29 protein-coding genes are annotated in these 23665 nt (G+C 37.5%); 4 read left to right on the forward strand and 25 right to left on the reverse strand.

All coding sequences use genetic code 11. From position 1 onward, the window contains the following. Nucleotides 1-59 precede the first annotated feature (59 nt). The 3 genes from BLR86_RS04695 to BLR86_RS04705 all read right to left on the reverse strand — a co-directional run bounded on the left by BLR86_RS04695 (nucleotide 60) and on the right by BLR86_RS04705 (nucleotide 3620). A complete protein-coding gene (locus tag BLR86_RS04695; RefSeq protein ID WP_090758796.1) occupies nucleotides 60-2393 on the reverse strand; it encodes a DNA internalization-related competence protein ComEC/Rec2 in 2334 nt (777 codons plus the stop codon). A 59-nt stretch (nucleotides 2394-2452) separates the two neighbouring features. Continuing rightward, nucleotides 2453-2914 carry a ComE operon protein 2 gene (locus BLR86_RS04700; protein ID WP_090758798.1) on the reverse strand — a complete coding sequence of 154 codons (462 nt, stop codon included), beginning with the start codon at nucleotides 2912-2914 and terminating at the stop codon, nucleotides 2453-2455. Between the two features lie 82 nt (nucleotides 2915-2996). Then, a complete protein-coding gene (locus BLR86_RS04705) occupies nucleotides 2997-3620 on the reverse strand; it encodes a helix-hairpin-helix domain-containing protein (protein WP_090758800.1) in 624 nt (207 codons plus the stop codon). A gap of 86 nt (nucleotides 3621-3706) precedes the next feature. Here BLR86_RS04705 and comER point away from each other — a divergent pair, with 86 nt between their 5' ends. Next, on the forward strand, nucleotides 3707-4531 hold the full coding sequence (gene comER, locus BLR86_RS04710) for a late competence protein ComER (RefSeq protein WP_090758802.1): 825 nt from the start codon (nucleotides 3707-3709) through the stop codon (nucleotides 4529-4531). Nucleotides 4532-4584: 53 nt separating this feature from the next. Here comER and BLR86_RS04715 read toward each other — a convergent pair whose 3' ends face one another. Genes BLR86_RS04715 through BLR86_RS04750 form a run of 8 tightly spaced genes read right to left on the reverse strand, consistent with a single transcriptional unit; the run spans nucleotide 4585 to nucleotide 9617 of the window. Beyond that, nucleotides 4585-5340 carry a class I SAM-dependent DNA methyltransferase gene (locus tag BLR86_RS04715; RefSeq protein WP_090758803.1) on the reverse strand — a complete coding sequence of 252 codons (756 nt, stop codon included), beginning with the start codon at nucleotides 5338-5340 and terminating at the stop codon, nucleotides 4585-4587. Continuing rightward, nucleotides 5337-5693, reverse strand: a complete 357-nt coding sequence (rsfS, locus tag BLR86_RS04720) for a ribosome silencing factor (RefSeq protein WP_090758804.1) — start codon at nucleotides 5691-5693, stop codon at nucleotides 5337-5339. Before rsfS ends, BLR86_RS04715 begins: the two co-directional genes overlap by 4 nt. Nucleotides 5694-5696: 3 nt before the next feature. Continuing rightward, nucleotides 5697-6263, reverse strand: coding sequence for a bis(5'-nucleosyl)-tetraphosphatase (symmetrical) YqeK (gene yqeK / locus BLR86_RS04725; RefSeq protein ID WP_090758805.1), 567 nt, complete (start codon nucleotides 6261-6263; stop codon nucleotides 5697-5699). Continuing rightward, nucleotides 6253-6822 (reverse strand): nicotinate-nucleotide adenylyltransferase, encoded by a 570-nt coding sequence (locus tag BLR86_RS04730; protein WP_090758808.1) that lies wholly within the window; start codon nucleotides 6820-6822, stop codon nucleotides 6253-6255. Before BLR86_RS04730 ends, yqeK begins: the two co-directional genes overlap by 11 nt. 16 nt (nucleotides 6823-6838) lie before the next feature. Then, complete coding sequence (gene yhbY, locus BLR86_RS04735; RefSeq protein ID WP_090758810.1) at nucleotides 6839-7129, reverse strand: ribosome assembly RNA-binding protein YhbY; 291 nt, start codon at nucleotides 7127-7129, stop codon at nucleotides 6839-6841. Between the two features lies 1 nt (nucleotide 7130). Next, entirely contained in the window at nucleotides 7131-7961 is an 831-nt protein-coding gene (aroE, locus tag BLR86_RS04740; RefSeq protein ID WP_090758813.1) for a shikimate dehydrogenase, read from the reverse strand. Between the two features lie 27 nt (nucleotides 7962-7988). Then, on the reverse strand, nucleotides 7989-9071 hold the full coding sequence (gene yqeH / locus BLR86_RS04745; protein WP_217642363.1) for a ribosome biogenesis GTPase YqeH: 1083 nt from the start codon (nucleotides 9069-9071) through the stop codon (nucleotides 7989-7991). Nucleotides 9072-9101: 30 nt separating this feature from the next. After that, nucleotides 9102-9617: a YqeG family HAD IIIA-type phosphatase gene (locus BLR86_RS04750; protein ID WP_090758815.1), complete on the reverse strand. Its 516-nt coding sequence runs from the start codon at nucleotides 9615-9617 to the stop codon at nucleotides 9102-9104. Between the two features lie 425 nt (nucleotides 9618-10042). On the opposite strand from BLR86_RS04750, the gene BLR86_RS04755 reads away from it, so the two are divergent. Then, on the forward strand, nucleotides 10043-10183 hold the full coding sequence (locus tag BLR86_RS04755; protein ID WP_090758821.1) for a sporulation histidine kinase inhibitor Sda: 141 nt from the start codon (nucleotides 10043-10045) through the stop codon (nucleotides 10181-10183). A gap of 16 nt (nucleotides 10184-10199) precedes the next feature. Here BLR86_RS04755 and BLR86_RS04760 read toward each other — a convergent pair whose 3' ends face one another. Next, nucleotides 10200-11000: a phosphatidylserine decarboxylase gene (locus tag BLR86_RS04760; protein WP_090758822.1), complete on the reverse strand. Its 801-nt coding sequence runs from the start codon at nucleotides 10998-11000 to the stop codon at nucleotides 10200-10202. 125 nt (nucleotides 11001-11125) lie between these two features. Between BLR86_RS04760 and pssA the strand changes: the two genes are divergently transcribed. Continuing rightward, entirely contained in the window at nucleotides 11126-11665 is a 540-nt protein-coding gene (gene pssA / locus BLR86_RS04765; RefSeq protein WP_090758823.1) for a CDP-diacylglycerol--serine O-phosphatidyltransferase, read from the forward strand. Nucleotides 11666-11701: 36 nt separating this feature from the next. Here pssA and BLR86_RS04770 read toward each other — a convergent pair whose 3' ends face one another. From BLR86_RS04770 to BLR86_RS04810, 9 genes are all read right to left on the reverse strand, one after another. Continuing rightward, nucleotides 11702-13501 (reverse strand): M3 family oligoendopeptidase, encoded by a 1800-nt coding sequence (locus tag BLR86_RS04770; RefSeq protein ID WP_090758824.1) that lies wholly within the window; start codon nucleotides 13499-13501, stop codon nucleotides 11702-11704. Between the two features lie 110 nt (nucleotides 13502-13611). After that, complete coding sequence (gene sigK, locus BLR86_RS04775) at nucleotides 13612-14328, reverse strand: RNA polymerase sporulation sigma factor SigK (protein WP_090758825.1); 717 nt, start codon at nucleotides 14326-14328, stop codon at nucleotides 13612-13614. 546 nt (nucleotides 14329-14874) lie between these two features. Then, the gene (locus BLR86_RS04780) at nucleotides 14875-15015 is read right to left on the reverse strand and encodes a YrzI family small protein (RefSeq protein WP_090758827.1); all 141 of its coding nucleotides are present in this window, start codon (nucleotides 15013-15015) and stop codon (nucleotides 14875-14877) included. Between the two features lie 24 nt (nucleotides 15016-15039). Continuing rightward, nucleotides 15040-15180: a YrzI family small protein gene (locus BLR86_RS26935; protein WP_090758829.1), complete on the reverse strand. Its 141-nt coding sequence runs from the start codon at nucleotides 15178-15180 to the stop codon at nucleotides 15040-15042. 422 nt (nucleotides 15181-15602) lie between these two features. After that, nucleotides 15603-15851: a YrhC family protein gene (locus BLR86_RS04790; RefSeq protein ID WP_090758831.1), complete on the reverse strand. Its 249-nt coding sequence runs from the start codon at nucleotides 15849-15851 to the stop codon at nucleotides 15603-15605. Nucleotides 15852-15980: 129 nt separating this feature from the next. Next, complete coding sequence (locus BLR86_RS04795; protein ID WP_090758833.1) at nucleotides 15981-17114, reverse strand: bifunctional cystathionine gamma-lyase/homocysteine desulfhydrase; 1134 nt, start codon at nucleotides 17112-17114, stop codon at nucleotides 15981-15983. Next, nucleotides 17115-18038: a PLP-dependent cysteine synthase family protein gene (locus BLR86_RS04800; protein WP_090758835.1), complete on the reverse strand. Its 924-nt coding sequence runs from the start codon at nucleotides 18036-18038 to the stop codon at nucleotides 17115-17117. A 24-nt stretch (nucleotides 18039-18062) separates the two neighbouring features. Next, entirely contained in the window at nucleotides 18063-18758 is a 696-nt protein-coding gene (mtnN, locus tag BLR86_RS04805; protein WP_090758837.1) for a 5'-methylthioadenosine/S-adenosylhomocysteine nucleosidase, read from the reverse strand. 14 nt (nucleotides 18759-18772) lie between these two features. Next, complete coding sequence (locus BLR86_RS04810; protein WP_090758839.1) at nucleotides 18773-19411, reverse strand: class I SAM-dependent methyltransferase; 639 nt, start codon at nucleotides 19409-19411, stop codon at nucleotides 18773-18775. 154 nt (nucleotides 19412-19565) lie between these two features. On the opposite strand from BLR86_RS04810, the gene BLR86_RS04815 reads away from it, so the two are divergent. Further along, the gene (locus BLR86_RS04815) at nucleotides 19566-19769 is read left to right on the forward strand and encodes a DUF2536 family protein (protein WP_090759433.1); all 204 of its coding nucleotides are present in this window, start codon (nucleotides 19566-19568) and stop codon (nucleotides 19767-19769) included. A gap of 56 nt (nucleotides 19770-19825) precedes the next feature. Here the strand turns inward: BLR86_RS04815 and BLR86_RS04820 are convergent, their stop codons facing one another. The 4 genes from BLR86_RS04820 to udk form a co-directional block, all read right to left on the reverse strand. After that, nucleotides 19826-20494 carry a YrrS family protein gene (locus BLR86_RS04820; RefSeq protein WP_090758840.1) on the reverse strand — a complete coding sequence of 223 codons (669 nt, stop codon included), beginning with the start codon at nucleotides 20492-20494 and terminating at the stop codon, nucleotides 19826-19828. 70 nt (nucleotides 20495-20564) lie between these two features. After that, nucleotides 20565-22325, reverse strand: coding sequence for a peptidoglycan D,D-transpeptidase FtsI family protein (locus tag BLR86_RS04825; RefSeq protein WP_090758843.1), 1761 nt, complete (start codon nucleotides 22323-22325; stop codon nucleotides 20565-20567). A gap of 66 nt (nucleotides 22326-22391) precedes the next feature. Continuing rightward, complete coding sequence (greA, locus tag BLR86_RS04830; protein WP_090758845.1) at nucleotides 22392-22868, reverse strand: transcription elongation factor GreA; 477 nt, start codon at nucleotides 22866-22868, stop codon at nucleotides 22392-22394. Nucleotides 22869-23029: 161 nt separating this feature from the next. Further along, complete coding sequence (udk, locus tag BLR86_RS04835; RefSeq protein ID WP_090758848.1) at nucleotides 23030-23665, reverse strand: uridine kinase; 636 nt, start codon at nucleotides 23663-23665, stop codon at nucleotides 23030-23032.

Here is a 23665-nt window from a genome sequence, read left to right on the forward strand (position 1 = left end):
ACATAATGAGTTGTCAAAGGCTGCATCTGCCATGCAGCTTTTTTTCGTTTCTAGAAGAGTTATTGCTTTATTTTATGTAAAAATGTTGAAAAGGTTCCGCTCTTCTGATAAAATCTGTAAGTTATCGCCCCATGGCGATCTGTCCTGTATATAGTGGTATCGGATAGGCGTTCTAGAACTTCATGATGAGGATGGCCATATCGGTTCCTTTCACCAACTGAAATCCACGCAATAGTCGGCTTTGCGGTATTGATAAAAGCCTCACCGCTGGAAGTTTTACTGCCATGGTGTCCAGCCTTAAGTACATCTATTTTTAAGTTTGGATATTTTTTTATGTTTCTTTCCTCCCCTGCCTGATCGAGATCACCGCCGAAAAACCAATTAAGTCCCCCAATGTTTGCCATTATAGCGATTGATCCAGCGTTCCGCTCGCCTTGATAATTTTTTTCTGGACTTAGAATATAAAAAAAGCTATGTTTATTTTTCCATTGACTCCCTTCAGCAACCTTGATAACTGGAATTCCTCTTTTATATGCTTCCTGTATAATTTGTACATCTAAAGTTGATGGATCCGCTACTGCAGGCATAATGATTTCTTTTACTTTCAATTCTTTTAAAACGGCAAGAGCTCCGCCAGTATGATCGGCATCACCATGTGTAAGGATAAGTTTATCTATGTTGGTAATTCCCTTTCCCTTTAGGAATGGGACCAGCACATCTCTCCCAACCTCAAAAGGCTTTGCTGGTTTCTTCCATTCTTCCTCTTCAAATTGTATCGTTCCACCTGTATCGATTAAATAAGTACCGTCCCCAAAGGGGGAATGAATTAAAATACTGTCTCCCTGCCCAACATCAATCATAGTGACTTCACCAAATGGATATGCCCAATTCCAAACGGTTTGAAAGGTAAACAAGACAAATGCTAAAAGAACGACCTTTTGTTCTCTCTTTTGCTGTAAACCTGCTTCCCATAGTATAAAAATGAACAGAATGATCGTTAGATAAATAACGAGATTAAAAAAGTTGGGTCTTCCTGTAATTAGCTGTGCAAAGGATAGGTCTGCTAGCTGTGCAATTAGACGATTGGCTAAGCTGATGATTTTCATAAATACATTTATAAAAATGGATGGTGTATTACCAAAAGCAATCTGAATGAAAAACAGTACATATAGTCCTGGCATAAAGACAAACGAAAAGAGTGGAATATAAAGAAGATTGGCTGCTATGCTGATAAAAGAAATTTCAAAGAAATGGTACAGCAGGATCGGCAAAGCAGCAATTTGGGCAATGACGGATATAACAATCATTGACGAAATCATTTGTTGATAACGAGGAAGCAGGATTGAGGAAGATAAAATAATCGCATAACTGACTGAAAAGGAAAGTTGGAAACCAACATCTAAAATAATGAATGGAGTAAAAAATACATAAATCATTAGTGTAAGACTAATCGCATCAATTGGTAGCATTTTGAGTTGTCTTTTCCATCTTAAAATTAACAAGACAAGAAAGATCATCAACACCGCCCGAATGACGGAAGGAGAGGCACCTGTTAGAACTGCATATATCGGTAAAACTACGAGCAGAAAGTTTATCATGAACTGCCTCGTTAACCCGATTCTAATCCCTAAATAAAATACCATCCCGATGAGTAAAGAAACATGAAGTCCCGATATTGCCAGTAAATGAACAATCCCTGTCTTTTGATAATCCATTAAAACTTCCGGGTCAAACATACTTCTATCCCCAAAGAGTAAAGCGGCAGAAAGAGCCGCTATTTCAGACGGGAAATGCCTTTCTAGATAGTGGATACTATTAAAACGTAATTCTTTGATCATCGTTAGTGGCGTGGATTTGACTACAGCACATCTTCTAAGCGGGTTTCCGGCAGATTCAATAATCTTAAAAACTTGTTTACTGGCTAAATAGTTACGGTAATCAAATGCATTTGGGTTTTTAGCAATCGAAGGTTCGCTTAATTGACCAGAAATATGGCAGATCCGCCCGTAAAAATTAGTGTTTTTTATCGTCTCTTTCTCTGACTCTGATTTGATTTTATAGCGGATTAACAGCTTTTCTTTATGTTTTATATCGAGTGCGGTGACTTGGAGTAAATCACCATCTACTTTAGTGTTCTCTGTAAATTCTACTGCGAAAGTCGTAGGTGAATCTGACAGGCTCGTTTTATTAGTTATGACTGCATGTAGACTAGTAAGGAAAAAAGTAATAAAGAGGCAGATAACGATGGCTAATTGTCGTGTTGAATACTTCTTATATTTGTAGAGGAGGTATAAATAAATGATGGTAAGTAACAAGAAGGGCAAATGATAGAGGATTACGGTCAGAACACCTAATAATGAGGCAATTGCAAAATAAAAATAGTTACCATTCATAAGATTTCTCCATTTTTGAGGGTATAATAACGCCGGGGCTGCCGGCGTTATTTTTATGATTATTGACTAATTTTTCGAAAATCAATGACAGATTCCTTTAATTCAACCTTTTCAGTCCTAACATTTGCTTGTTGAAATAATTCAACTGCATGGGGGTGATTTTTATAATCCTCTGCATAATAAACAGTTTTAATCCCTGCTTGGATAATGGCTTTACAGCATTGAAGACATGGGAAGTGAGTAACATAAATCTCTGCTTCAGCTGTAGGTACACCAAATTTTGCACATTGTAAAAGTGCATTCATTTCTGCATGGATGGTCCTTACACAATGATTATCAATTACATAGCACCCTTTGTCGATACAATGATCTCCTCCCGCGATCGAACCATTGTAACCGCCGGCAATAATTCGTTTGTCTCTGACGATTGTTGCACCTACAGTTAGCCGCGTGCAGGTACTTCTTAATGCCAGTAAATGGCTTTGTGCCATAAAATACTGATCCCACGATATGCGTTCCACTATCTCCACTCCTCCAAATTTCGATATATTTCTCTCTTAAGTGTAATAGTGGAGACTTTATAAGGTCAATAATATTTGAACATTATTGGACCGTTATACTTTCTTTAAGCTTTTCGAATGTTTTATCGCCAATCCCGCTTACATTTTTCAAGTCTTCAATACTTTTAAACAGGCCGATTGTTTCCCGGTATTCAATAATGGCTGTAGCTTTTGAAGGACCTATTCCAGGAAGGTTTTGCAGCTCAGTTTCATTTGCTTTATTCAAATTAATTTTTGCTTGTTTATCACTCCCAGTCTTTGTGACCCCAGCGATTGCGGCTGGCCCAATGCCTTCTTCTCCTTTCGCAGGGATATAGATAACCATTGCATCCTGAACATGCTCGGCAAAATTCACCTGGGTTTCATCTGCATTTTCCGTTAATCCGCCCGCACGATTAATTACATCTATCACCCGCTCACCCTGTGACGAAGAATAGACACCAGGTAATTTCACCTGACCCTTAACGTCTACAATGATGTTTTCAGGTTCCTTTATATTGGATGGTTGGGCTTCGTTCTGTTTTTCTGCGTTTACATCTGCTGGGAAGATATTTTCTACATTACTAACCGGAGATTTACTATCACCTAAGAGATAAAAAATGGCAACTGAAGCAATAACGACAGCAATAATGACATAAATCTTGTGCTCATACATCCATTCTTTCAATTTTAATCCATCCTTTCAATTGGTATATTTCATTTTCAAATTTCATATTGTTAGTAGAGAATCTGCTTTCGAAGGAGGGTCGGAATATGAAAATTGGTATCATTGGTACCGGTAATATGGGGACAATTTTGATCGAGGCTTTGATCGATGGAAAAGCAGTATCCCCTTCTTCAATGGTTATTACGAATAGGACAAAAACAAAAGCGATGCTGCTTAAAGATAAATATAAAAATTTAAGGGTTGAGGAAAATGCGGCAGAAGTAGCATCTCAATCCGATTTGGTATTTATTTGCGTGAAACCATTGGATGTATTTCCCATTCTTAATGAAATGAATCCCCATTTGAATAATAGAAAATGTATCATTTCAATCACGAGTCCAATCGATCCAAATCAACTCGAGACAAAAACAGCTTGTTCAGTGGCAAGGGTTATTCCGAGCATAACAAACCGGGCATTAGCAGGAGTTACTCTGCTGACGTATGGTGAACATTGCAGTGAAAAGTGGAAAACAAAATTGGAAAGTTTGTTTTCTAAGATATCGGTACCGGTAACCATTGATGAGAAAATAACAAGAGTGGCATCTGATATTGTGAGCTGTGGTCCTGCCTTTTTCACCTACTTACTGCAACGTTTTATCTTTGCTGCGGTCAAAGAAACAGAAATTGATCAAGTAACGGCTACAGTGCTGGCAAGTGAAATGATAGTAGGTCTTGGTGCGTTAATCAAACAAGGGCATTATACATTACCTTCATTACAAGAAAAGGTGTGTGTTAAGGGTGGTATCACTGGTGAGGGCATTAAAGTGATGGAGGATGAGCTTGGAGACCTCTTTGAACATGTTTTCCAAGCAACACATAATAAGTTTAATGAAGACTTAGAAAAAGTTGATACACAGTTCAATAAACATTAATTCGCTATATTTTGTCAAAATCCTCCTTTATTTTTAAAAAAGCCATCATTTTTTTACAATGATGGCTTTTTTCTTGCAATAAAAAATATTCTCTCTGAATTTGATTGCGGTTCTTTTGTATCAAAATCAGCACAGACTTCGAGTAATTCAAATCCTGCTTCCACTAACCAATCCGTATACTGTTGAATAGGATAAGTTCTTTGATAATGAAGTTCATCGAAACGATCATATTTACCAGTTTGTTCATCTAAAACAAAAAAACTTAATTCATGTTCCACACTATCTGGCAGCTCACCGGAAAAGCTATTCCAAATATAAGATACATAATCCTCCGTACTTGCAAAGGTTTGATCAATAAAAACATCAGAAATTTTATAAGTAGAGTGGACATCAAAAATAAATATGCCATTTTCCTTTAGGTGTTCGTACGTACTGGTAAAAGTATGTAATACATCTTCATCTGATCGTAAGTAATTTAACGAATCACAAAAAATCCCAATAACATCGAATTCTCCATGCCCTTCTAAATTTGCCATGTTCTGCTCAAAGAAAGGAATTCGCAATCCTTCCTCCTGCGCCTTCGCCTGTGCAACCGCAAGCATATCAGCTGATAAATCAACACCGGTAACCGAAAAGCCCTCCTTAGCAAAACGAACGGAGAGCTCTCCCGTCCCACAAGCCAAATCAAGCAGATTTTTACCATCCACTTGATATGTTTGCAATTTTTCTTTTACAAATCTAACCCATTCATCATATGGAGCGTCTTGCATGAGCTCGTCATAAAGATAGGCAAAGTGTTCATAACTCATGTGGTAAGCTCACTGCGTATATCCTCTAAAGGTGCATCGCCCCATAAGCGTTCTAACTTATAGTAACTTCTCTCGTCACGGTGGAAAACATGTGCAATCACATCTCCAAGGTCAATTAAGATCCATGTCGCCTCATCAAAGCCTTCCATTCTACGCACATTATATCCGTTTTCCTCTGCTTTTGCTTTAATTTCTCTTGCAATCGCCTGAACTTGTTTGTCAGAATTCCCATGACAAATAATAAAATAGTCAGCAATCAAGGAGATTCCCTGCATATTTAGCGCTAGAATATCTTCTGCTCTTTTATCATCCGCAGCCTTTACAGCAATTTTTAATAACTTTTGGTTAGACATTAATCAGTCCTCCTGTCTCATAATGAGATCATTATATGTTTGAAAACTAGCCGGATAAACCGGCTGATTCCTTTTCATTAAGAAAAGGATTGTATTTTTAACCGCTTGTATTAAGGCAGTGTCCAAATTTTGTTTTGCCATCGCTCTTACTTCATCTACTCCTGGAAAATGACGACCTGGTTCAATATAATCCGCTAAATAGATGATCTTATCCAACAAAGTCATTGCTGGTCTTCCTGATGTATGATAGCGAATAGCATCCAAGATTTCCTTATCCGTGATACCTGCTTCCTTTTCGACTAAAAAGGCGCCTGTGGGTGCATGCCACAGCTCCGAATTATACTGGAGTAAATCTTGAGGGAAATTTTGCTCTTCAATGATTTCTCTCATTTCATCCTTAGGACGAAATTTCGCATAGTCATGAAAGATTGCCGCTAATTCTGCCTTTTTTTCATCAGCACCGTATTGTTTTGCCAAAGAAATAGCACTCTCCATGACCCCCAATGTATGCTGATATCGATGGTCAGTCAAATGTAGTTTTACAATAGTTAAAGCTTCTTCACGTTTCATATAAATGCTTCTCCCTAATAAAATCAATGACCTTGTCGGGTAATAAATAGCGAACCGTCTTACCTAGTTGAACACGCTCTCTGATCATACTGGACGAAACCTCAAAAGCCGGTATATCTACGTAGGTAATAGGATAATCCGTTTCCGAGCTATATCTTGTTCGTTCGACTCCAACAAATTGTACGAGCTCAATCAATTCGTCAATCTTATGCCATTTAGGCAGGTACTCAATCATATCTGCACCGATAATGAAAAAAAATTGATGGTCAGGGAATCGCTCATTTAATATTTTCATTGTATCGACAGTGTATGAAGGACCAGTTCTTTCTAGCTCAATCTTTTCAATAGTAAATGCAGGGTTTTCCCTAATCGCAAGCTCTAGCATTTGCAAACGGTCACTATTTTCAACTGATTCTGATTTTTGCTTGTGAGGAGGCTCTTGGTTTGGCATAAACCAAATTTCATCCAGATTAAGTTCAGAGAGTACCTCATTTGCAATTAACAAATGTCCATAATGAGGCGGGTCAAACGTCCCTCCCAAAATCCCAATCTTTGCCATGACGAACCCTCCTTTACTATGGGAGTGAGATTTGCTTCTTTTCCACCGATTCTTTGTAAAGTACGATTGTATTTCCAATTACTTGAACGATTTCAGCGCCCGTTCCTTCAGCAAGCTGCTCGGCAACTACGTTTTTATCTTCTTCGCAATTTTGCAAAACACTTATTTTAAAAAGCTCTCGTGCTTCTAAAGCATCTGCTACCTGCTTTACCATATTTTCATTTACTCCACCTTTTCCTACTTGAAAGATAGGATCTAAATGATGTGCTTTTGACCTTAAAAACCTCTTTTGTTTACCTGTTAACATTTCACGCCTCCAACAATTTTAGTACATTCTCTCTCATTCTTTTTACATCTGGGAAAATTCCTGTCCATTTTTCAAAAGCTAGTGCTCCTTGATAAACAAACATATCTATTCCGTTTTGTATCGTTGCACCTTTTTGCTTTGCTTCCCTTAAAAATTGTGTTTCTAGTGGATTGTATATTATATCACAAACCAATGATTGTGGTTTTAAGTATTTTAAACTGATCGGCATTTCTGAAATATTAGGCTTCATTCCTATCATCGTTGTCTGAATGACAATATCATATTCCGCCAATTGTTCTCCTGCCTCTTCTAAAGATAATGCTTTTGAGGAGGTATCAAACGGGCAAGCCTCAATGAGGTCTACTGCTTTATCAATGGTGCGGTTAGCGATGTCAATCACTTGGGGTTTCATTTTCGCCATTGTAAAATAAATGGCTCTCGCTGCCCCGCCAGCTCCAATTACTAGTACCTTTTTATCTGATAACGATATGATATACGCATGTAATCCCTTTAGAAATCCGTATCCATCCGTATTATAGCCAATTAATTTTCCGTTTTCATTTACCACAGTATTTACTGCACCGATGCTTAAAGCCAATGGATCAATTTCATCTAAAAAAGGAATGATTGAGCTTTTATGAGGTACTGTCACATTAAACCCAGAGATGCCTATCGCCTTTAACCCACTTACAGCTGTATGCAACTCTTCTTTACTGACTTTAAAGGGATGATAATGGGCATCGATTTGATAAAGTGATAATAAATCATTATGCATACTTGGTGACATCGAGTGGCCAATTGGATCTCCCAAAACTGCAAATAGTTTTTTCAACCTGTTTCTCCCCCATTTACCTTATCTCTAAATCAAAGATTTTCGTATTAAGGTTTGTACACCCTTCGGCACGTATGCTGCAATTTTTATCCCCGGTTCGTTAATCGTTACCCATCCAAGTCCAGAAAACACTACATCCGTTTTTGCTTCCTTAATCATAAATTCTTGTTTTACTAACTCTGGAAATCCATCCATTTCATCTTTTCGAGGTGGAGCTAACATTTCACCTACGTGGTTTCTATATAATTCATCGGCATTTTCTATTTTTGTGCGATGGATATTAATTTCATTTGAAACGTGACAGACAAATGAAGCTCGGGCCCCGCTAATAAAGTCAAATCTCGCTAATCCACCAAAAAATAGTGTTTGTCCTTCATTCAATTGAAACACCTTTGGCTTTATTTCCTTTTTAGGGGTAATCACTTTTAGATCCTTCTTATCGACAAAGTGAGCCATTTGGTGATGATTGATGATTCCAGGTGAATCGATCAGTGCTTTGCCATCCTCGAGCGGAATTTTAATGATATCTAAAGTAGTCCCAGGAAAGTGAGATGTAGTAATAATATCACCTTCACCAGTAACCTCTTTAATAATCCTATTAATAAATGTAGATTTCCCTACATTCGTACATCCTACAACATAGACATCTTTTCCATTTCGCATTTCATCGATGGCAGCAGCAGTTTCTCTGATGAACTTCCCTTTTTCTGCACTGACTAAAAATACTTCTTCTGGCCTTAAGCCAAGTTCTTTTGATTCTTGTTTCATCCAGTTAATCAGTTTATTGTGTTTGACTGATTTGGGCAGTAAGTCCACCTTATTACCAACAAGTACGATTTTATTTTTGCCTACAAATCGGTGCAAACCTGGAAGCCAGCTGCCATTAAAGTCAAAAATATCAACAATCATCACAATTAGTGCATCCGTCTGGCCAATACCATTTAAAATTTTCAGGAAGTCATCATCGGTTAAACTAACATCCTGAACCTCATTGTAATGCTTTAGTCGAAAACAGCGTTGACAAATAATCGCTTCTTTTTCGAGTGCTGACGACGGTGCATATCCTAATTCCTCTGGGTTTTCAGTTTGAACTTTTACCCCACAGCCCATACATATATATTGCTCTTGTTCACTCACACTTTAATCCTCCCATTGAATCATGCCTTTTTTCCTGAACCAATTTAAAATTCTTCGCTCCGTAAAACGATTAAATTTCGTAAAAAAACCATCTGTTTGCGCAACAGGTACTACAAGAATCGTATGAAATCCGCTTCTATTTCCACCTAAAACATCCGTTAATAATTGATCCCCAATAACAACAGCTTCTTCCTTTTTAATTCCCATTTGGGAAAGTGCTTGATAAAATGCACGCACCATTGGTTTACGTGCTCGAAAAATAAACGGAATTTGTAATGGATCAGAGAATTCCTTTACCCGTAATTCATTATTATTAGAAACAATGGTAACAAGTATATTGTGCTTTTTTATTTGTTCAAACCATTTGATAAGCTCGGGGGTGGCATTTGGCCGATCCCATTCCACGAGCGTATTATCTAAATCTGTAATAATACCTCTAATCCCTCTTTTTTTCAAATCTTCAGGACGTATATCCAATATGCTCTTAACATGCTCATCAGGTAAAAAATTTTTTAACACTAAGCTTACACCTCATTAATTAAACATCTGTTTATCTGTACCATCATACCCAATTTTCACTTTAGTATCAAAATATATCTAGAAAAGAAGGCAGTATTATTATTTGCTAAGGCCAGCAAATTTCACAAAAAAAATGAAGACTTTATGAAGTATTCCTAAATATTATAAATATTTTTCGACAAAATCCTGGTTTTTACCCTGCTGTGGATAAAGTTATTAACATTATACCCATTGTTTCAGTTACTTTTTAAAACTTTATAAACAAATTAATCACAAGTTATCCACTGCTAATTGTGAATAATTGGAAAGGTTGTCCAATTCCCTTTATTTTGGTAGATTTAGGGTACACCAATTGAACCTACCATTTTATGCTTCATTCTATGTTTTTAGTACCATTTATTTTTCATATGGAGGTGCATTCTGGCTTGCGTAAACTGTCAGATGAGTTATTAATCGAATCCTACTATAAAGCAAGAGAACTAAATCTATCTCCCGAGTTTATTGAGCTAATTGAAACAGAAATAGATCGCCGATCTTTATTAAAAAAAATGAAGATTTCTTCGTAAGAATTAATTCTGCCCCTTAGAGGGCTTTTTCTTTTGTCTTCTGAAAGACTCCTATCTTTTCACCAATTTTAATGTCCTTTGGTGTGTGAATAGAGGATTCCAGTTGGAAAATTCCTTTTTCAAACACCAAAACAACTGTGGATCCGAAACTAAAGTAGGCCATTTCCGTCCCTTTTTCAAGCTTTGATCCTGTATGAGTCGTTTCGATTGAGTTAACAAACATCGCACCCACTTTAACAATGGCAGTATGCCCATAGAGGGTATTTACTTCTGTTATCATTCGGTAATTCTTAGCTAAAGTTCTGACCCCATATTTTAAACCCATCTTATTAACTGGATATGATTTAGAGCCAAGACTCCACTGTTTAACAATCGTTCCATTTACAGGACTATGGATCCGATGGTAATGACTGGGACTTAAATATAAGATCATATATGTACCATGTAAATACTTATTTGCAGTCTCTTGACTTCCTAACATCTCTACTATTGAATATGTCTTACCTTTGACAATGATTTCACTCGTTTGATTAATAGGACCGACATCCTCGATGACGGCATCGACAGGGCTAACCACAGTAGTTTCACTAGGATCAACCATACGAGCTTCTCTTTTGAGCGTTCTAATAAAGAAATCATGTAGAGTTGGATATTCATGCAAAGTTTTTTCCATCTCTGACTGATTTATTTTATAGATTTTGGCAAACGAAGGAACAACAAATTTACTCGCCCGTGAACGAGCAAATCGCTGCAAAATAACCGATGACCATTTTCCATTAGTTAGCTCTATCATAAAACGATATGCATACTTTAACATTACAAGACCCCCAAAAAGTGTAAAAATACTCTTTACGAAATGGCTTAAAAAGCTTAATATTAAATATAATAGATTAAAATAAATAAAGTTCTCTTCCGGCTTATTGAAAAGGAGTGTGGAGCAAAATGTTTTTATTAGACGTTTTTGATTCTACGATTAAGAAACTTAAGTCCCAAACTGCAAATGTCATTACTTTAACAAATTTATCCTTTGGTGGTTTTGCGATTATCTTTGCCATGGAAGGTAATTTACGATTGAGTTTGCTATTAATTTTTATTGCGGCACTCGCCGATCGCTTTGATGGAATGGTCGCAAGGAAATTTAGTATTGAATCAGAGCTAGGCAAACAATTAGATTCCATGAGTGATATTATATCATTTGGAGTGGCCCCAGCACTATTACTATATCAAGGAATTTTACATGAATTTGGCGGTCCGGGATCATTTTTTACGGTTTTCTATATTGGCTGTGGTGCCTTTAGACTAGCACGCTTTAATATCTCAGAGAGTAATGGGTATTTTACTGGCTTACCTATTACAGCAGCAGGCTGCTTAGCAACCTTAAGCTTTTTAGCCATTCCTTACGTTCCGTCACAAACATTTTTATTTATCATCATCATTTTATCATTCCTAATGGTTAGCCCATTTAGACTTAGAAAAGTTTAAAGCGAAAAGCCCAGCAGAATCTGCTGGGCTTAATTTTTATTTATTTTCAGTTAATTGAAGGAACTCATCAATATCGTCTATGCAGATACGAACTGCCTTTTCCCAGAAATCTTTTTGAACTAAATCCACCTGTAAGTGCTTGGCGGCCAAATCCTCAACGGTCATTGACGCTGTATCTCTTAATAAGGCGATATACTTTTCTTCGTATCCTGTACCCTCCTCAAGTGCCTGTGCATAAATTCCAAGTGAGAACAAATAGCCAAATGTATAAGGAAAATTATAAAACGGTACACCCGTGATGAAGAAATGAAGCTTTGATGCCCAGAATAATGGATGATATTCGTCCAAAGCCTCACAATATGCTTCTTTTTGTGCTCCCGTCATTAATTCATTTAAGGTTTCAACTGACACTGGACCGCTTTTTCTCTCCTCATAAAAACGAGTTTCAAATAGGAAACGGGCATGGATATTCATCAAAAGAGCAACCGTTCTTTGAATTTTATCATCAAGTAAAGCAAGTTTTTCTTCTTCGTCCTTCGCATTTTTCACAGCAGCATCAGCAACAATCATTTCTGCAAATGTAGATGCCGTTTCTGCAACATTCATCGCATATCCGCGGTTCAGATAATGTACTCCTCGCATCGCATAGGAATGGAAGCCATGCCCAAGCTCATGTGCAAGGGTTGAAACATTCGAAGGAGTACCCGAATAGGTCATGAAAATACGTGATTCTTCACTTTCCGGGAATCCAGTACAGAAACCACCTGGAGCTTTTCCAGGACGGTCTTCCGCCTCAATCCATTGATCCTCAAATGCTTTCTTAGCAAAAGCAGACATTTTTTCTCCAAAAAGAGCAAAATTTTGTTCGATAAATTCAGCACCCTCTTGGAAAGAAACCTTTGATTCCGTAGAACCATATGGAGCATCTAAATCAAACCAGCTTAATTTTTCAATCCCTAAAAGTTTCGCTTTTCGATTCAAATACTCAACAAGCGGCTGCTTATTTTCCGAGATTACTGCCCACATGGTTTCCAATGTTTCATTTTTCATTCGGTTAATCGCTAATGGTTCTTTTAATACATCTTCCCAACCACGTTTTTTATATACGTTTAACCGGAATCCTGAAAGATGATTTAAGGTTTTCGATAAATAATCAGCTTGCTCATTCCAGGACTTCTCCCAGCTTTCAAAAACGGCTTTCCTTACTTCTCTATCCGAGCTAGAAAATTTATTTGATGCCTGCCCGACGGAAAGCTGCTTTACTTCGCCATTTTCCTCGACAGGGATCTTTATTTTACTAACAATCAAATCATACAATTGCCCCCAGCTATGGTAGCCATCCACACCTAGTGCGCTTATTAATGCTTCTTCCTCAATCGATAACTTCTCTTTTGCACGTTCACGCCTCTCAGTCAGTGCGAACGTTAACTCTGAAAGGTACCCATCTTCTATAACTTGACCCCAAACCTCATCATGGATCGATGATAATAAGTTGTCAAATGTACTTAGAGCAGTTTGAAAAGTGGCACTTAGCCCCGTTACGGTTGCCTCAAGCGCATAAGCGTTTTTATCCTCTGTATTTTGTGCTTGTAAGCAGCCGACAAAGGCACTTGCCTGGCGAAGTTTTTTACCAGCTTGTTCAAAGTCTGATAGTAATTCTTTAAGATAGATCTTATCCTCGAATGTACCCCGTGGATTCCAGTTCTTTACCTTTGTTTCGAAGTGCTCAATTAATTGCTTTGTAACTTTTAAATGGTCCGCTAATTCAGCTGAATTGCTCCCGCCTTTAAAAAACACATCAAGATTCCAAACATCAGAATATGTAGTGGATGTCATTTTGTTACCCCCTTATCTATGTACCTTTTCATTATAATATATTATCTGAAAAATTCTATTATTAGCGTCTGCAAAAATTAAAAACAGAGACGGAAATGACCCCGGCTCTGCTAGTTCTTTTTCTTCCGCTCTTTTTCAGCTCGATAAAATTCATGAAACATTTTCATTAACGCTCGCTTTTCTATCCTCGATACATAGCTTCTCGAAATTCCCAATTCTTTAGCGATTTCTCGCTGGGTCTTTTCCTTTTGCAAATCTAGACCAAACCGGCCAACGATTACTTCTTTTTCTCTGTCATCAAGGACATCGATATATTTACGGATTTTTTCAAGTTCCATATTTAACTGAATTGTATCAATTACATCTTCCGATTCTGATTTGAGTACATCAATGAGTGAGATTTCATTCCCTTCTTTATCCTGTCCAATTGGGTCATGCAAAGAAACATCTTTCTTCGTCTTCTTTAGTGCACGCAAATGCATGAGTATCTCGTTTTCTATACAACGGGCCGCATAAGTTGCTAGCTTTGTTCCCTTTCCTTCTGAGTAACTCTCAATCGCCTTAATTAAACCAATCGTTCCTATTGAAATTAAGTCTTCTGAATCTTCCCCAGTGTTTTCAAACTTTTTAACAATATGAGCGACAAGCCGTAAATTATGTTCAATCAACATATTACGAGCATGTGCGTCCCCTTCCGCCATTAACCGTAGGTATTTCCTTTCATCGGCAGCAGATAGGGGCTGCGGAAAAGCATTGTTTTTTACATAAGAGACAAGAAATAAAAATTCCTTTATGAGATAACCAAGTGCTGTGAAAATCCCTGCCATCTACATCCACCCCCGTGCTTTTTTGGGCTTTGCCTATTATTAATTCCTATGTTAGAAACAGGGATATTGTGTCTGTCCAAGAAAATTAATGCTTTTTATCATATATAGAAAAAAAAGCATTGACCTAATTAAAGATCAATGCTTTTTCATTTATTCTACGCTCAATTCTGCCGTTATCACACTGGCAATTGCTCCAGTAATGACCAAGGCCATCACAACCATGAACATATTCTCCACCCCTTAAGATAGATCCTTTTATCTACTTCGAATTTATCATATTTTCACAGTATCTAACTTAGGGGGATGTGAACATTTTGTTAACAAATAATGATCTTGATTAACAATTATGTTGAGTTATGATATTATTTCAGGTTTTTTTCTTCTTTAAAAAAATAAATAATAAAAAGGAATGAACTGGCATCTCTCTATCTCCTTCCAAGTTTAACTAGGTGGTATCTTTTATACTCCATAAGCATGCTCTACGTTTTTGAACTAAATATATCATTTGTAAAAACCACCTTTCTCTTTTATCATGTTAAAGCCTTACTACCTAATACGATGAACAGATATTTGACGATCTTTCATATCTTCATATATTTTCTTGATATTTTCTTGGTGTATTTCTTCTTCAATACTCATCTCTTGTTTTTTGATGGTAATGGATATGAAAAAAATATTTAAGGTCATGACTATCACCTCCCATGAAGGGTTTTACATTAAATGATACACAGAAGCTTGACGATCTTTGTTATGCTCATAAAGTTTTTCAATCGTTTCATTTCGAGTTGCTTGGTGAAGACTTTCTTGGCGTTTTTTGAATGTAATGGAAATAAAAAATATATTTAGTGTCATAAGTACCACTTCCTTTCAATAACAATTTTGTTAATCATATCCAATATTTAGGCGCAAAAAGGCCGCAAGAAATTACTCCCTTGCGGCCAGTTTTTAGGCACAAAAATACCGCAGGGCAGCACTCCCCCTGCGGCATGGATATGTAAGATAACTAAAAATCAATTAGTTAAGCAATCCATTCCTGTTGGTCGAATGCAAATTATTCAAATATCCAGTTGTTGTACCAGTAGCAGTTCCAATGTTAGCAATCATTAAGTTCATCATCATTTTACTTCGACCTCCTTCGGAATTTTTTACTAACTACGGTAATTATATCCACCTACCTTCCCTTTGTAAACCACTTTTTTAAATTTTTTAAAAAAATAATTAAATTGCCTAAATGGGATTAGTGCAAAAAAAATAAACGTCCCTTTAAGGAACGCTTATCTTTTGCTGCTATTTTCCATATCCAAAAGTTTTAGCTGACATTTTTTTGATTGGATAAAAAGTAAAATTGAAACGGCTAAAAAAGACATGGAAGAGATCATCATTATATTTACATCCATCTCAGTACTTGAGTTTGTTGGAATGATTACACCTAAATAGAAAAATACACCGACAGCGAGTAAGACGACAGCAAATTGTTTAAAATCAACCATTTTTTCATAGATATTTTTTGTTTGTTTGTCCACTGTTGGTCACCTGCTTTTCTTAAAATCTACTAAACTACCTTAACATAAAAGCGGACACTTATGTGGATGTAAATTTTAGAAAAACAGGGAGAAAAAAAATAATCCGGCTTTTCAGCCGGTCAAGTTTTCTTATTCAAGTGCTTGTGTTAAATCGTCAATTAAATCTTCTACGTCCTCAAGCCCTACTGATATCCTTACAAGTCCATCAGTGATACCCAATTCAGCTCGACGCTCTGCTGGTATCGAAGCATGAGTCATTCTTGCTGGTACAGATATCAGACTTTCAACAGCGCCAAGACTTTCAGCTAGCGTAAAATAATGAATTTTACTTAATAGTTTATCCGCATTTTCTGCACTGCCCACATCAAACGATACCATACCACCAAATCCTCTTACCTGTTTTTTTGCAATAGCATGATTCGGATGTGTTTCCAATCCTGGATAAAATACTTTTTTTACTGCCTGGTGTCCTTGTAGAAAATCGACAATGGCAGCGGTATTCTTTTCTGTTTCCTCCATTCGAATACCTAATGTCTTAATCCCCCGAATTAACAGCCAAGAGTCTTGTGGACCTAGGACGCCGCCAGTCGAGTTCTGAACAAAATGAAGGTCTTCAGCAAGCTTTTTACTATTAACCACTGCTAAACCTGCTACAACATCACTGTGACCGCCTAAATATTTTGTAGCACTATGGAGAACAATATCAGCACCAAGCTCAATTGGATTTTGCCAATAAGGTGTTGAGAAGGTATTATCAACAATCGTTAACAAACCATGTTCTTTCGCAAGCTTTGTCACTTCTTTAATATCCGTAATTTTCAAGAGTGGATTTGTCGGAGTTTCTAAATGTATCGCCCGTGTATTTGGTTTGATTGCAGCTGAAATTTCCTTTAGGTTACTAGTATCAACAAAAGTTGAATCGATTCCTAAACGGTTTAACACTTTTGTCATGACTCGAAATGAGCCGCCATAAACATCATCTGTTAAAATTACATGGTCACCACTATTAAAGAGCATCATAACAGCTGTCATAGCAGCCATTCCGGATCCAAAGGCAAATCCTGCCTGACCGCCCTCAAGGTCCTTAATAAGCTCCTCAAGAGCAAATCGAGTAGGATTTCCTGTTCTAGAATACTCATATCCTTTATGAACGCCTACGCCTTCTTGTTTATAGGTACTCACTTGATAAATGGGGAATGAAACTGCACCTGTTGCCGGGTCGGTGCTAATCCCGCCATGAATTAATTTGGTTTTTCTTTTCACCTAAATCCCACCTTCATAAATCTTCTTACTTAAATAGCGTTCACTTCCATCTGGGAAAATAACGACTATATTCGTCCCTGCTTTGGCAACTTCTGCTTCCAACAATGCAGCTTTAAAGGCTGCCCCGGAGGAACTGCCAACTAATAGCCCCTCCTTCGCTGCTAAATCTTTCACTAAGCTAAAGGCATCCTCATCAGATATGGTATGAATGGCATCAAAATAATCCGGTTCCATATACCCTGGAAGAAATTCCATCCCAATCCCCTCAGTCTTATGCGGACCTGGTTCACCACCGTTTAATATCGAGCCTTCAGGTTCGACAATAACAGTTTTAATTTCTTTATCCTGATCTTTTAAGTAACGCGCCGTGCCCATAAAAGTACCGCCAGTACCTGCACCAGCAACAAATAGGCCTATGTTGCCATCCATTTGTTCCCAAAGTTCTGGTCCAAGTGTTTTATAATAGGTTTCTGGATTGGCAGGATTGCCAAATTGCTGTGGACAATAAGATCCAGGAATTTCAGTAAGAAGCTCGTTCGCTTTCGCGATTGCTCCTCTCATTCCTTTTTCTGAAGATGTATGAACAATTTTTGCACCGAGGGCTTTCATTAATTCTTGTTTTTCGATACTGAATTTCTCAGGTACACATAAAATTACCTGTACGCCTTTGTTTAATGCGGCAAGAGCTAGACCAATCCCAGTATTACCAGCAGTCGGTTCGATTATCGTTCCGCCTTCTTTTAGCTTACCGCTTTCAAAGGCCTCTCTCACTAGCTCTATACCGAGACGATCCTTAACACTACCACCCGGGTTCATGAATTCCAGCTTTGCAAATATACGTACACCTTTTGGTAGAGAAAACCGTGATATTTCCACAATCGGTGTATGTCCTATCAATTCATGGACATTTTTGTATACTTTCACTTTCCCACCACTTTCTAAAGCTGACTACCCTAAAGCTGCTACCATTTTCATCACCAAGGTAGCTGAATGGGTGGCTGCTTGGTCGATAAATTGATCAAAGGAAATTTCAGATTCTTTACCAGCAATATCTGATAAGGAACGAATGATGACAAATGGAACACCAAATCGATGGGCAACTTGTGCAATTGCAGCTGCTTCCATTTCTACTGCCTGCAATTTTTCAAACTTGGAACGAACAAACTCCACACGTTCTGGATTTTCCATGAAAGAATCTCCCGTAGCGATTAACCCTTTAACAATTTGGAATTTACTAAGGTCTTTAGCTGCACTTTCTGCTATTGTAATTAACTTTTCGTCTGCTCTGAAAGCTGCAGGAAGCTGTGGAACCTGACCGTATTCATAGCCGAAGGCAGTGACATCGACATCATGATGCCGGACTTCTGTAGAAATAACAGCATCCCCTACATTTAATTCAGGATTATATCCTCCTGCTGACCCTGTATTAATAATGCAATCCGGCTTATATTTTTCAAGCAAAATAGTTGTGGACATCGCGGCATTTACTTTTCCAATTCCTGAACGTAGCAAAATCACCTCTGCACCATTCATTTGTCCAAAGGTAAACTCGCAGCCTGCAATTGTTTCTTGTGTTTGCCCCTCAATATTGTCTCGTAGTAATTTTACTTCTTCTTCCATTGCTCCGATGATGGCAATTTTCATGTATAAACCTCTCTCTATTGTTTTTCACCTTCCATTAACCAGACAAAATCATTGCATCGACTAAATCTAGCACTAAACCCATTTTTTTCTAAAATAGTTTTTAAAATTGGAATAGTTGTATAGTATTCTGTTTCCAAATCATTCGCCAAGTTATGAAAGCCTTCTTCTCTTGCTTTTACGATTGCATTTTTATAATCTTCCACTGATTCAAACATCGTATCCGCAAACACTATTCTACCACCTTTTGAAAGCAACTTTCCATATTTGGCAATAGCTTCTTCTTTTTCCACATCGGTTAAATGATGAAATGCATAGGTGGAGACAATGGTATCGACATTTATTATTTCAGGAAAATGAAGGAAATCACCGTCGATAATTTTCACATTCGTCCCTAGTTTAGTTTCTGCAATGGCCCTCATCGGAGCAGAAGGCTCTATACCCGTTACAATTAAGCCTGCATTAAGCAAGTTTATCGTCAAGTTTCCCGTTCCTACACCAAATTCAACCACATGTCCCTTTGAACGTGCTGTGACAGAATCTAATATTTGGTCATACCCCCAAAAAACTTCTTTATATTCACGATTTTGTCCGCCAATACTTTCATCATATGAATCTGCCCATTGTTCAAATACATCTAAAAATTCACGTCCCATCCTGCGTTCCTCCATGACTATTCAACTAATAATTCCTATATGTATACTATGAATTAAAAGTTTAAATGTTAGTATATTTTTTCTTCACCACTAATTGCTTACAAGGTGATTAATAACTAAAATGTACATAGGGAAAGGATGATTGATGATTATGATGAATTTTCAACTGGATTTTATCGAGGATAGGGTAGAATTTTTTGAAGCAACAGAACTTAAGGTTTTGGAAAAGAGGATAGAAGAAAAGATTGAGGAAAATAAAGCTATTCTTTTAGGTGTACATTCAGTTTCTCATCAAATGTATGTTAGCGAAAAAGGTCAGAGATTCTATAGCGCAGTCGTTCACTTTAAACGTAAATAGAAAACCGCAGCACCTAGGCGCTGCAGCCGAACAAAAATTAGGATGGGAGTACCATCCTATTCTACTTTTATTTCGGAAAGTTCTTCCACCTTGACAGGTTTCCAGCCTTGCCCGTCAACCCATTGCAGGTAAACATTGTATTTAAAAGATTTGTCTTTAGACGCAACCGTACTAAAGTATCCATTTCCAGATACTTTATCGCGACCAAACCAATAAACCGTCATATTGCTGTCTTCTAGTCCAGTAGCATACGAAACAGCCTTTAGCATTTCCTGCCAATCGACAGAGGATTTATCATAAACAGTTGTATGTTCGCCCGTTTGCACAGTCCCTACAGGCTTCCATGCAGGGTTCTCAATCGTTTTCAGTACGTTCGAAGATCCATCACCATCCGTAACTACTGCCTGTGAACCATCCTCCTGTGCTGGTACTGTAGCTTCTTTACTATCTTCATCCGTACCTTGTTCGGCAGCAGTCTCTTTAGCCGTTCCGCTACCTTTCTCTTTCTTCTCGGTATCTTTATCTTTTTTAATTACTGCTTGATTTTCCGTTTTTGGCTCATCTTTTTTCGTTGTAGCTTTATCGTCACCTGATAAAAAAATGGTGTAGGCAACAAAGAAAATTAGTGCAAGAACAAGAACAATTAGACTATTTAAAATGATATTTGTTTTCTTTCTTTTAGCCCGATAACTTGAACGTGAGCCAGATTGGAAATCGTTACTCATCGATATCACTCCCAAAAATAAGGTCTTCAATATTCTAACATGAAAGAAAAAAAACCTGAAGGGATATCCCTTATGGAGTTCCTTTATCGTTCTCAAATAACATTTTGACCATATCTGCAAATAGTAAATTTACGCCGCCTTCTGTGTCAAGTACATCCAGATTTACTGCAACCAGCGCGTATTTAGGATTTTGGTATGGAAAATAACCAGCGAACCATTTATTATGAAGTTGTTTATCATTTTCATATTTTCCTGTCTCTGCAGTTCCAGATTTTCCAGCAACCTCGTAAGGTAGATCTTGAAACCATTTTCCGGTCCCATTTGGATTGACAACTACCTCTCTTAACAATTTCTGTAATTTCATAGCACTGTAAGGCGAAATCATGTCACCAGGTAATTCTTTTTTTTCAAAGGCAACCATCGTTGATCCATTTTTATACTCAATTTTTGAAGCAGTTCTAACCATTTCCTTTTTACCACCTCTGGCAATCGTGGCCATCATATTGGCAACAGCTAGAGGTGTAGCCCGAACCTCATGCTGCCCAATCCCCGACATTGCTGAAAAGTTCGGATCTTTTTTTGCATCTTCTGTTAAAAACACTCTTCCTTTATCTTCATCCAAAAGCTGCTTAAAATTGTTTGTATGATAGACTTCACCCTGCCAACCGACAGTCCCAGTTAAAGATAATTTCTCAGCGTAATCCACCAGCATATCTTTATCTTTCTTTTGAAGTTCTTTTGCTAACTCACCGAAAGTTCGGTTACAGCTTCGTGCAAAGCTTTCTGTAAAGGAGAGCATTCCATAGTTATATTTTAATTCAGGTTCGCCATTAATTTTTTGACTACAATTAAATAAGCGGGTGGGGACATCAAGATTTTGGTCAATGGCTGCAGCTGCAACGACGGTCTTAAAAATTGACCCCAAAATTTCTTGTTTAATCATTCTGTTGGTAATTCCCGAGCCGCTATACGGATCCTTTTGATTAATAGCCGGTCGTGAAACAGATGCTAAGACACTATTGCTTTCAATATCAAGGAGCACTAATCCTCCTTTATTAATACCATGCTTGTCCACTAAATCCTCTGATTTTTGCTGTAAACTTTTATCAATGGTTGTTCTTATATTTACTGGATAAAACGGATTTGCAGGATCCACATACTTTACATTAATCCCAAATAACGGTGCTCCGCCTCCGTCAACGTGATAGACAAGTTTTGATTTTCCCTCTGGAAGTAAAAATTCATCAAAGCTTTCTTCAAGACCCGAAACACCAATGAGTGTTTTTTCTGAAAGATCCTTATTGGGATAGCGTTTCTTTAATTCCATCACATTTTCTCCAGTTAGACCAAGTAATTGCTCAGCTGGAATTTCTTTTCGTTCAAATTTCTTTTCAATCGCAAATACACCAGGTATCTCTAGTTTATTAATTTTCTCCATTTGTGTGGAGGTCAACTCTACTGGCTCTGGTTCTCCCACTGCAAATGGTTTTGTCGCTTGATCCAATGCGTCTTTTAACTTTACCTCTGAAATCCCAGAAATTGTTGAGACAGCTCCAATATCCCAATTCATATTTTTCAAAAAGGGAAACAGGACCAAGACTGAGACTTTTTTATGGGTTAGCATTTCTCCATTTCGATCAAAAAAATTACCTCGGCCATTGTCAATCACTAATTCTTGTGTTCGTTGCTGGACACTTTCTTCCAATAAATTAACATTATGCTTTGAAAATGACTCTGTTTGAACTAACTGAATTTGAATCAATCTAGCCATAAGTACTAGCAGCCCAGCAACACAAAGGAAGAGTAAACCTTTAATTCGTCTACGTATCATAAAAAAACACCTCGTCAAAAGTTTTGACGAGGTGTTTCTATTTCAAACATAAAGCAAAAAAATCAATTATTTAATTGAGACTATCCGAACGCTCATTTCACCACCGGGTGTTTGAACTGATACTTGATTGCCAACTTTTTTACCGAGTAAGCTTTTTGCAATAGGAGAATCGTTGGAGATTTTCCCTTCAAACGGATCTGCCTCTGCACTACCAACAATGGTATACGTTTCTTCATCTCCATCGGGAAGTTCAACAAACGTAACCGATCTACCTAGTGTAACAGAATCAGTCGCCATATCGCCTTCTTCAATAATTTTTGCATTACGAATCATATTTTCTAAAGTGGTAATCCGTCCTTCAACAAAAGCTTGTTCTTCTTTAGCAGAATCGTATTCGGAATTTTCGGATAAATCCCCGAAACTTCTAGCAATTTTAATTCTTTCTACCACTTCTTTACGCTTAACAGATTTTAAATGGTCAAGCTCCTGCATAAGTTTATCTTTTCCTGCCTGCGTCATTGGAAATATTTTTTCTATCGCCAAAACTTCTCACTCCTTCTATTCTTCACAATCCCCCATAGACTGTGTTTAATTTTGTTATGTAGGTATCACATAAATACATAGCAGCGCGTCCTTTTAGAAGGGCGCGCAACTTGTATTCATCCAATATGGATTCATTGTAACCTAATCTTTAGGCTATTGTGTCATAAAAATGACTTTTGTTCAAGAATTGTTTGAACTTTTGTGACCATTAAATCAATCGCTACATGATTTTGACCACCTTCAGGGATAATGACATCTGCATATCTCTTGGTGGGTTCAATAAATTGGTTGTGCATCGGACGAACGACATTGGTATATTGATCGATTACAGAATCTAAAGTACGTCCACGCTCTTTAATGTCACGTGATAATCGCCTAATAATTCGAATATCAGCGTCTGTGTCAACAAATAGCTTGATGTCCATCAGATTTCGTAACCGTTCATCTTCCAATACAAGGATACCTTCTAAAATAATAACATCTTTTGGATCAACTGCAATAATTTCTTTTGAACGGGTATGCTGTGAATAATCATACACTGGTTTTTCGATAGGCTCGTACCGCAGCAGCTTTTCAAGATGTTCGACGAGTAAATCATTATCGAATGCAAATGGATGGTCATAATTCGTCTTTAAACGTTCTTCAAATGGTAAATCACTTTGGTCTTTATAATAAAAGTCTTGTTGAAGCATCGTAATTGAATGACCTTTAAAGCTTTCATAAATTGCTTTTGTAACACTGGTTTTTCCTGAACCGGAACCTCCGGTAACACCAATAACAACCGGTTTGCGCATCAC

It is taken from the genome of Bacillus sp. OK048 (assembly GCF_900103525.1).
GTDB lineage: Bacteria > Bacillota > Bacilli > Bacillales > Cytobacillaceae > Neobacillus.

What these genes read in the sequence shown, in the direction of transcription:
- BLR86_RS04695 (WP_090758796.1), bottom strand. Translation starts at nt 2,393, where the DNA reads ATGAATGGTAACTATTTTTATTTTGCAATTGCCTCATTATTAGGTGTT.
- comER (WP_090758802.1), top strand. Translation starts at nt 3,707, where the DNA reads ATGAAAATTGGTATCATTGGTACCGGTAATATGGGGACAATTTTGATC.
- BLR86_RS04715 (WP_090758803.1), bottom strand. Translation starts at nt 5,340, where the DNA reads ATGAGTTATGAACACTTTGCCTATCTTTATGACGAGCTCATGCAAGAC.
- rsfS (WP_090758804.1), bottom strand. Translation starts at nt 5,693, where the DNA reads ATGTCTAACCAAAAGTTATTAAAAATTGCTGTAAAGGCTGCGGATGAT.
- yqeK (WP_090758805.1), bottom strand. Translation starts at nt 6,263, where the DNA reads ATGAAACGTGAAGAAGCTTTAACTATTGTAAAACTACATTTGACTGAC.
- BLR86_RS04730 (WP_090758808.1), bottom strand. Translation starts at nt 6,822, where the DNA reads ATGGCAAAGATTGGGATTTTGGGAGGGACGTTTGACCCGCCTCATTAT.
- yhbY (WP_090758810.1), bottom strand. Translation starts at nt 7,129, where the DNA reads ATGTTAACAGGTAAACAAAAGAGGTTTTTAAGGTCAAAAGCACATCAT.
- yqeH (WP_217642363.1), bottom strand. Translation starts at nt 9,071, where the DNA reads ATGGGCTGTGGGGTAAAAGTTCAAACTGAAAACCCAGAGGAATTAGGA.
- BLR86_RS04760 (WP_090758822.1), bottom strand. Translation starts at nt 11,000, where the DNA reads ATGTTAAAGTATGCATATCGTTTTATGATAGAGCTAACTAATGGAAAA.
- pssA (WP_090758823.1), top strand. Translation starts at nt 11,126, where the DNA reads ATGTTTTTATTAGACGTTTTTGATTCTACGATTAAGAAACTTAAGTCC.
- BLR86_RS04770 (WP_090758824.1), bottom strand. Translation starts at nt 13,501, where the DNA reads ATGACATCCACTACATATTCTGATGTTTGGAATCTTGATGTGTTTTTT.
- sigK (WP_090758825.1), bottom strand. Translation starts at nt 14,328, where the DNA reads ATGGCAGGGATTTTCACAGCACTTGGTTATCTCATAAAGGAATTTTTA.
- BLR86_RS04780 (WP_090758827.1), bottom strand. Translation starts at nt 15,015, where the DNA reads ATGACCTTAAATATTTTTTTCATATCCATTACCATCAAAAAACAAGAG.
- BLR86_RS26935 (WP_090758829.1), bottom strand. Translation starts at nt 15,180, where the DNA reads ATGACACTAAATATATTTTTTATTTCCATTACATTCAAAAAACGCCAA.
- mtnN (WP_090758837.1), bottom strand. Translation starts at nt 18,758, where the DNA reads ATGAAAATTGCCATCATCGGAGCAATGGAAGAAGAAGTAAAATTACTA.
- BLR86_RS04810 (WP_090758839.1), bottom strand. Translation starts at nt 19,411, where the DNA reads ATGGGACGTGAATTTTTAGATGTATTTGAACAATGGGCAGATTCATAT.
- BLR86_RS04815 (WP_090759433.1), top strand. Translation starts at nt 19,566, where the DNA reads ATGAATTTTCAACTGGATTTTATCGAGGATAGGGTAGAATTTTTTGAA.
- BLR86_RS04820 (WP_090758840.1), bottom strand. Translation starts at nt 20,494, where the DNA reads ATGAGTAACGATTTCCAATCTGGCTCACGTTCAAGTTATCGGGCTAAA.
- BLR86_RS04825 (WP_090758843.1), bottom strand. Translation starts at nt 22,325, where the DNA reads ATGATACGTAGACGAATTAAAGGTTTACTCTTCCTTTGTGTTGCTGGG.